The sequence below is a fragment of the Brevundimonas sp. genome, from assembly GCF_036659295.1.
Taxonomy (GTDB): Bacteria; Pseudomonadota; Alphaproteobacteria; order Caulobacterales; family Caulobacteraceae; genus Brevundimonas.
The window spans coordinates 1-6,380 of record NZ_JAVXCU010000108.1; the positions used below are offsets into that span (position 1 = coordinate 1).

5 protein-coding genes are annotated in these 6,380 nt (G+C 59.9%); 2 read left to right on the top strand and 3 right to left on the bottom strand.

The annotated features are described in order from the left end of the window. Positions 1–167: 167 nt before the first annotated feature. The gene (locus tag RSB01_RS12955) at positions 168–902 is read right to left on the bottom strand and encodes a lipid A-modifier LpxR family protein (RefSeq protein WP_332619502.1); all 735 of its coding nucleotides are present in this window, start codon (positions 900–902) and stop codon (positions 168–170) included. Positions 903–1,071: 169 nt separating this feature from the next. Continuing rightward, a complete protein-coding gene (locus RSB01_RS12960; protein WP_332589903.1) occupies positions 1,072–2,958 on the bottom strand; it encodes a ribonucleoside-diphosphate reductase subunit alpha in 1,887 nt (628 codons plus the stop codon). Between the two features lie 265 nt (positions 2,959–3,223). On the opposite strand from RSB01_RS12960, the gene RSB01_RS12965 reads away from it, so the two are divergent. Beyond that, on the top strand, positions 3,224–3,961 hold the full coding sequence (locus RSB01_RS12965; RefSeq protein ID WP_332589904.1) for a phosphatase PAP2 family protein: 738 nt from the start codon (positions 3,224–3,226) through the stop codon (positions 3,959–3,961). A 118-nt stretch (positions 3,962–4,079) separates the two neighbouring features. Continuing rightward, positions 4,080–5,405, top strand: coding sequence for an acetyl-CoA hydrolase/transferase C-terminal domain-containing protein (locus tag RSB01_RS12970; protein WP_332589905.1), 1,326 nt, complete (start codon positions 4,080–4,082; stop codon positions 5,403–5,405). Between the two features lie 65 nt (positions 5,406–5,470). Here the strand turns inward: RSB01_RS12970 and RSB01_RS12975 are convergent, their stop codons facing one another. Then, a complete protein-coding gene (locus tag RSB01_RS12975; RefSeq protein ID WP_332589906.1) occupies positions 5,471–6,055 on the bottom strand; it encodes a DUF308 domain-containing protein in 585 nt (194 codons plus the stop codon). Positions 6,056–6,380: the final 325 nt, after the last annotated feature.

Here is a 6,380-nt window from a genome sequence, read left to right on the forward strand (position 1 = left end):
TGCGCCCCAATGCCACCGAAACCTCCGGCCTGCATGGTGCTATGTGGCGTGATGGCCGCTGGGACGGCGGGGCTGATCCGCGCCGCGAGGGCGTGGCGCTGACCCAATAGTCTCCACACAGACTTCAAAAGGCCGGATCAAACGATCCGGCCTTTTTTGTTGTCTGCCTATTGGGGGCGGATCGAGAACTGGAAGGCGAGGCGGGTCTCGTCCACATCGGTTTGCAGCCCGCCATAGCCACGCAGGCCGTCAATATCGACCTCGCGATAGGCAATGCCCACCGAGCTTTGCATCGGGCCTCTGCGCCATGCGACGCCAATGGCAGCATCCCCCAGCGAATGGCTGATGTCCTGGCTAAGGCCTTCATTGTTCAGGCCGCCATCGCGCTGGCGGGTAAAATTATAACCGACAGCCCGTTTCGAGCCGGAAGCAAATACATACCAGCGCGGCCGGTCGCCAAACGTAGCTTCGCCGTCGGGGGCCAGTTCATCCAGACTGTCATCAATGCCGCGCCCGAAGCGCAAGGTTGCACCGGCTACCGCACTGGATTGCCCCTCGGCCCAGCCAAGGCCGGCATGGGGCGTAAGCGAGACTTCGAGGCCGGTTTCCGAGCGTTCGTGCAGCGCGGTCCAGTCCTTGCGCCATTCCACCGCCGTATGGGTGTTCTGGCTGTCAGGGCGTTGTAAGGCCAGCGGGCTGTCCAGTGGCGACAACTGTCTGACGGTCCAGCGCTCGGAGCCGTCAGGGGTTTGCGAGGTGTAACGGTTTTCGCGCCAGTCCGGTCCGGCCAATGCGGTCGTCTGGTGGTCCAGTGAGACAGTCCAGTCAGCCCTGTGGTCAACACTTTGAGCGCGTGACATGGTTGGCTGTGCAACAAGCGCCATAGAGGCAAGTGCGGTCATCCCGAGGAGGGCTTTGCCCGTTCCTTTGTGCGGGTTTGCGCGGTCCATGTGCTGCCTCCCGTATCACCTCCGGTCCCAGCTAGGCTGAAACCCTCCATGAGAATTAAAAACGCTGCCCGAGAGGAAGTTCCCGGGCAGCGTCAAATAAAGGCAAGATTATGTCAATAACCTATTGGCAGGCGAGGCACTCGTCATAGTCGGTAGGGGCGGCCGAGAAGAGGTCCGGCTGGTTGGGGTCGATCTCGGCCTCTTCCTTGGTGTCGGCACCGGCAAAGGCGGCGCGCTGAACCGATTTGGAGCGTAGATAGTACAGCGATTTCACGCCGCGTTCCCAAGCCGACCAGTGCAGCATGTGCAGGTCCCACTTGTTGACATCGCCCGGCACGAACAGGTTCAGCGACTGGGCCTGACAGATTTCAGGCGCACGATCGGCGGCCAGTTCGATCAGCCAGCGCTGGTCCAGTTCGAAGGCGGTTTTGAAGATGTCCTTCTCGTCGTCGGACAGGAAGTCGAGGTGCTGGACCGAGCCTTCGTGTTCGAGGATCGAGTTCCAGTTCGCGTCGGTGTTCTGGCCCTTTTCGTCGAGCAGGCGCTCGAGGAAGGGGTTCTTGACCGCAAACGAGCCGGACAGGGTCTTGTGGGTATAGATATTAGCCGGAATCGGCTCGATACCCGCCGAGGTGCCACCGCAGATGATCGAGATCGAAGCGGTCGGGGCAATCGCCATCTTGTGCGAGAAACGCTCCATGACACCGCGCTCGGCGGCATCGGGGCAGGGGCCTTTTTCTTCGGCCAGCAGTTTCGAAGCCTTGTCGGCCTCGCGGCGCAGATGCTTGAACAGGCGCATGTTCCAGCTCTTGGCCATGGCGCTTTCAAAGGCCACACCCTGAGCTTGCAGGAACGAGTGGAAGCCCATCAGGCCCAGACCGACCGAACGCTCGCGCTGGGCCGAATAGATGGCCTGCGACATGGCGTCGGGGGCGCGGTCGATAAAGTCCTGCAGGACATTGTCGAGGAAGCGCATGACGTCCTCGATGAACTGCGGCTCTTCGCGCCATTCAAGGAAGGTCTCGGCATTGACCGACGACAGGCAGCACACGGCGGTGCGCTCGTTGTTCAGGTGGTCCTTGCCGGTGGCCAGCATGATTTCGGCGCACAGGTTGGATTGCTTGACCGACAGACCCAGCTCGCGCTGGTGCTGTGCCAGTTGGCGGTTCACCGTGTCCGAGAAGATCAGATAGGGCTCACCCGTCTGCATGCGGATGTCGAGAATCTTGGTCCACAAGGAACGGGCATCGACCGTCTTGCGCACTTCGTTGTTCTTGGGAGAGCGCAGATCGAACGACTTGCCGTCGCGCACCGCTTCCATGAAGTCGTCGCTGATGCTGATACCGTGGTGCAGGTTCAGCGACTTGCGGTTGAAGTCACCCGACGGTTTGCGGATTTCGAGGAATTCCTCGATCTCGGGATGGTGGACGTCCAGATAGACGGCCGCCGAACCACGACGCAGCGAGCCTTGGGAAATGGCCAGCGTCAGCGAATCCATCACGCGGATGAAGGGGATGATGCCCGAGGTCTGACCTGCACCCTTGACTTGTTCGCCAATGGAGCGGACGCCGCCCCAATAGGTGCCGATACCGCCGCCGTTGGAGGCCAGCTGAACGTTCTCGTTCCAGACATTCTGGATACCGTCCAGGCTGTCGGAGACCGAGTTCAGGAAGCAGGAAATGGGCAGGCCGCGATCGGCACCGCCGTTCGAGAGAACCGGCGTGGCGGGCATGAACCACAGTTTGGACATGTAGTCGTAAACGCGCTGGGCGTGCTCGGCATCGTCGGCAAAGGCCACGGCGACGCGGGCAAACATGTCCTGATAGGACTCACCGGCGAGGAGATAACGGTCCTCGAGGGTTTTCTTACCGAAATCTGTCAACAGGTCGTCACGCGAGCGGTCTAGCTTGAGGCTACCCGCTACCAGTTCCAAGCGGGGCTTGAATGTCTTCAAACCCGTTGAAACTGCCGAAAAATCCGTCGTCTGGAGAGCTTCGCCGCCTGCCATTGCTACAACCCTGAACCTGTGGATAACGCCAGATGTTGTAGGAACAACACCACTTACATCTAAATCTAGGGTTAAGAGGGGGTCGGGTTCAAATTCTTTAATTTCGAATTCAGCTAATTTTTCGCTTGCTATCCTAATGGCGGGGAGCGGCGTTGCAGTGGCTTGGAATAAGCGGAAACCTATGCCACGGTTTTGACGTAATTATCTCGGGAATCGTCCCGTAAAGGGACGGAACCGAAACCTGACAGGAGCCGTTGTCGAACCCATGACTGCTCATCCGATTGCGTTTTCAGCGCGTGTTATCCGTGTCGCCCGTGCAGAAATAGGCACTGTTGCAGGCTTGTTGGCCGGCAGTCTGGGACTGGCGCTATTTGCCAGCGTCGCCAATGGCGTGGCCGGTGGTGATGACCAGGGATTTGACTGGGCTGTGCTGCGCTGGACCCGTCCCTATGCCGACGCGCCCGATCGTCCCATTGGGCCATGGTGGCTGCATGAAGCGGCGGTCGATATCACCTCTCTGGGCGGTATCGCGGTGCTGGGGATTTTTGCGCTGATGGCGGTCGGTTTCTTGCTGATCCACGGCAAGAAGCTGTCGGCCTTTTTGATGGTGCTGGGCCTGACGGGCGGCGTTCTGTTGTCGGAGGGGCTTAAGGCCTTTTTTGACCGCCCGCGCCCCCCTGCGGCCTATCAGGTGGTTGAAACCCTGAATGCCAGCTTCCCTTCGGGCCATGCCCTGTTGGCGACGGTCTTTTATCTGAGTGTAGGTGTCATGTTGACGCGCGCCTTTCCGCGCACGCGGGTGAAAGCCTATGCGCTGGGTTGGGCGGTCGTACTGGTATTGCTGATTGGTCTGACGCGCATCTATCTGGGCGCGCACTGGGCCTCGGATGTCGCGGCAGGCTGGGGCATAGGGGCCTTCTGGGCCATGCTTCTGTGGCTGTTCGCCTATGCGATGGAGCGCCGCCAGAGACTGCACATGGCTCGCCTGCAGGACGAACCCTAGTATGCGGCTCCTAGACCAAGGTCTAGGAGCGATCAGGCCGAGAGTGCGGTTACCAAAAGTCATAAGAAACCGAGACAGCGGGCCACGGTGTTTGGCTTGTGGAACCATCGAGGACGCTATGACCGATTTTGCTGCCCTTTATGCCGAAAAGCGGGTGACGGCCGAGGAGGCTGTCAAAGCCATATCCGCAGGCGCAAAACTGGCCATGGGCTTGGGTATCTCGCAGCCACCGGCCCTGCTGAAGGCCTTGGCCGAGCGTGCCGAGGCCGGTGATATTAGCGACGTGAACATCTATTATCTGCTGTCGGTCAAAACGGCGGGCGATACGGTGCTGCGCTATGAACTGACGGATCGTCTGCGCCCGCACAGCCTTTTCCACGGGGCGATGGAGCGCAAGCTGGACCAGCGGGGCGATGAGGAAGGTCGTCAGGGTGTGTGGTTCATCCCCACCAGCTTCCAGCAGACGCCGGACGTACTGGTCAATCAGGTCAAGGTGGACACTCTGGTGACCACGGTCTCGCCGATGGACGAGGACGGCTATTTCTCGTTCGGGGTGAATACCGACTATGCCACGCCGGTGGCCCGCTCGGGCGCGCGTCTGATCCTTGAGGTCAACGAGAACTTCCCGCGTGTAGGCGGTGATACCCGCGTGCATATTTCCGAAGTGACGGCTCTGGTCGAAAACCATGTGCCGCTGATCGAGGCGGGCAAGGCCCCGATCACCCCCAATGACGAGATCATCGGCGGCATTATCGCCGACATGATCGAGGATGGCTCGACGCTGCAAATGGGCATCGGTGCGCTGCCGGATGCTGTCTGTGCGGCCTTGTTCGGACGCAAGGATCTGGGGGTGCATACCGAACTGATGACGCCGGGTCTGATCGCGCTGATCCGGGCGGGCGTCATCAATAACAGCCGCAAGACCATCCACACCGGCAAGTCGATCTTCACCTTCGCCATGGGCACCAAGGCCGATTACGACTTCATCAACGGCAATGACGACTTCGAGGCCTATGGCGTCGATTATGTGAACGACCCGGCTGTGATTGCGCAAAATGACAAGGTGGTCTCGGTCAATGCCACCTTGCAGATCGACCTGTTCGGTGCGGCCTGTTCGGAATATCTGAACGGTCGCCAGTTTACGGCCTCGGGCGGCCAGCTGGACTTTGTGCGCGGGGCTTCAAGCTCCAAAGGCGGCAAGTCGATCATTGCCTGCCACTCGACCGCCGCCAAGGGCACGGTCTCGCGCATTGTGGCAAGGCTGGATGGTCCGGTGACGACGCCGCGCAACGATGTGCAGTGGGTGGTGACCGAGCATGGTGCTGTCAATCTGCGCGGACTGACCGATTGCCAGCGTGCCCGCGCCCTGATCGGTATTGCCGCGCCCGAATTCCGTGAGGCGCTGACGGTGCAGGCGCGCGAAATGGGCCTGATCCGCAACTGAGGCCGACACGATACGAAAAAAGCCCGCCGTTTGTCGCAAACGGCGGGCTTTCTTTTTGCGCATTATCAGGTCGCGAGCGGTGCGTGCTTACGCAGTTGCAGGGACCAGATAACGCCGGCGATGCCAAGAATAATGGCCCATGCGCCGATCATCCAGGTGATGGCCAAGGAGGCCTGTGCCGGAGCCGCAAGCACCAGAATCCCGAACAGGATGGACACGATCCCTGCGGGCAACAAAATCCACGAGTGTTTGACGGTTTTGCGCATCAGAATGGCCCCCGCAATATCGAACAGGCCCCGTATGATCGCGGCGACGCCCACCAGTATGACAAAGACCAGTGCGGTCAGACCGGGCATGGCGATCGCAATGCCACCCGCTACCAGCGCGGCAATACCGCCAAGCACGAGCCACCAGCGCGAGCGGGTGCCGCCCCCGCGTATGGCTGCCACAAGCGATAAAATGCCATCCAGCAGGGCGTAGAAAGCATACAGGAAAACAAAGGCTATCAGGCTGAGCATCGGCCAGACGACGGCAATGGCGCCAAAAATAATGGCCAGAACCGAGCGTAAAAGGACGATGTTCCATGCTGCGGACAGGTCGGCCTGTATGGCGGAATACAGGGTGCCTTCCGACGGAGTGTTCTCGCTCATTTTGCATTTCCGGCTTTGCTGTAGATGTCTGCAAAATCCTCGTGACGGCGGCAGGTTCCGGATAGCGACGATTTTTGAGCGTTCTGTGTCTTGCGGGCCATGTGGAGAGGCGGCCCGCATTTCGCGCGTCACACGGGGGGAATCTTATCCTCTGGTTCCCCCACAGGTATATGGTCTAAAGGCCCTACATATAGTGTGTGTAGAAAATTTGATCGCAATATAGGCCCAAAATCGGGTTGTGTGCGGGCGTCGGCTGGCGCATGTTCAGGCTCTCGAATCCCTATTCAGTTCCTAGTCGTCAGGACCCCGAGCGATGAACGCGCCT

Bases quoted from the DNA above. Each gene is read 5' to 3' on its own strand.
- RSB01_RS12955 (WP_332619502.1), bottom strand. From the start codon at position 902: ATGACCGCACTTGCCTCTATGGCGCTTGTTGCACAGCCAACCATGTCA.
- RSB01_RS12960 (WP_332589903.1), bottom strand. From the start codon at position 2,958: ATGGCAGGCGGCGAAGCTCTCCAGACGACGGATTTTTCGGCAGTTTCA.
- RSB01_RS12965 (WP_332589904.1), top strand. From the start codon at position 3,224: ATGACTGCTCATCCGATTGCGTTTTCAGCGCGTGTTATCCGTGTCGCC.
- RSB01_RS12970 (WP_332589905.1), top strand. From the start codon at position 4,080: ATGACCGATTTTGCTGCCCTTTATGCCGAAAAGCGGGTGACGGCCGAG.
- RSB01_RS12975 (WP_332589906.1), bottom strand. From the start codon at position 6,055: ATGAGCGAGAACACTCCGTCGGAAGGCACCCTGTATTCCGCCATACAG.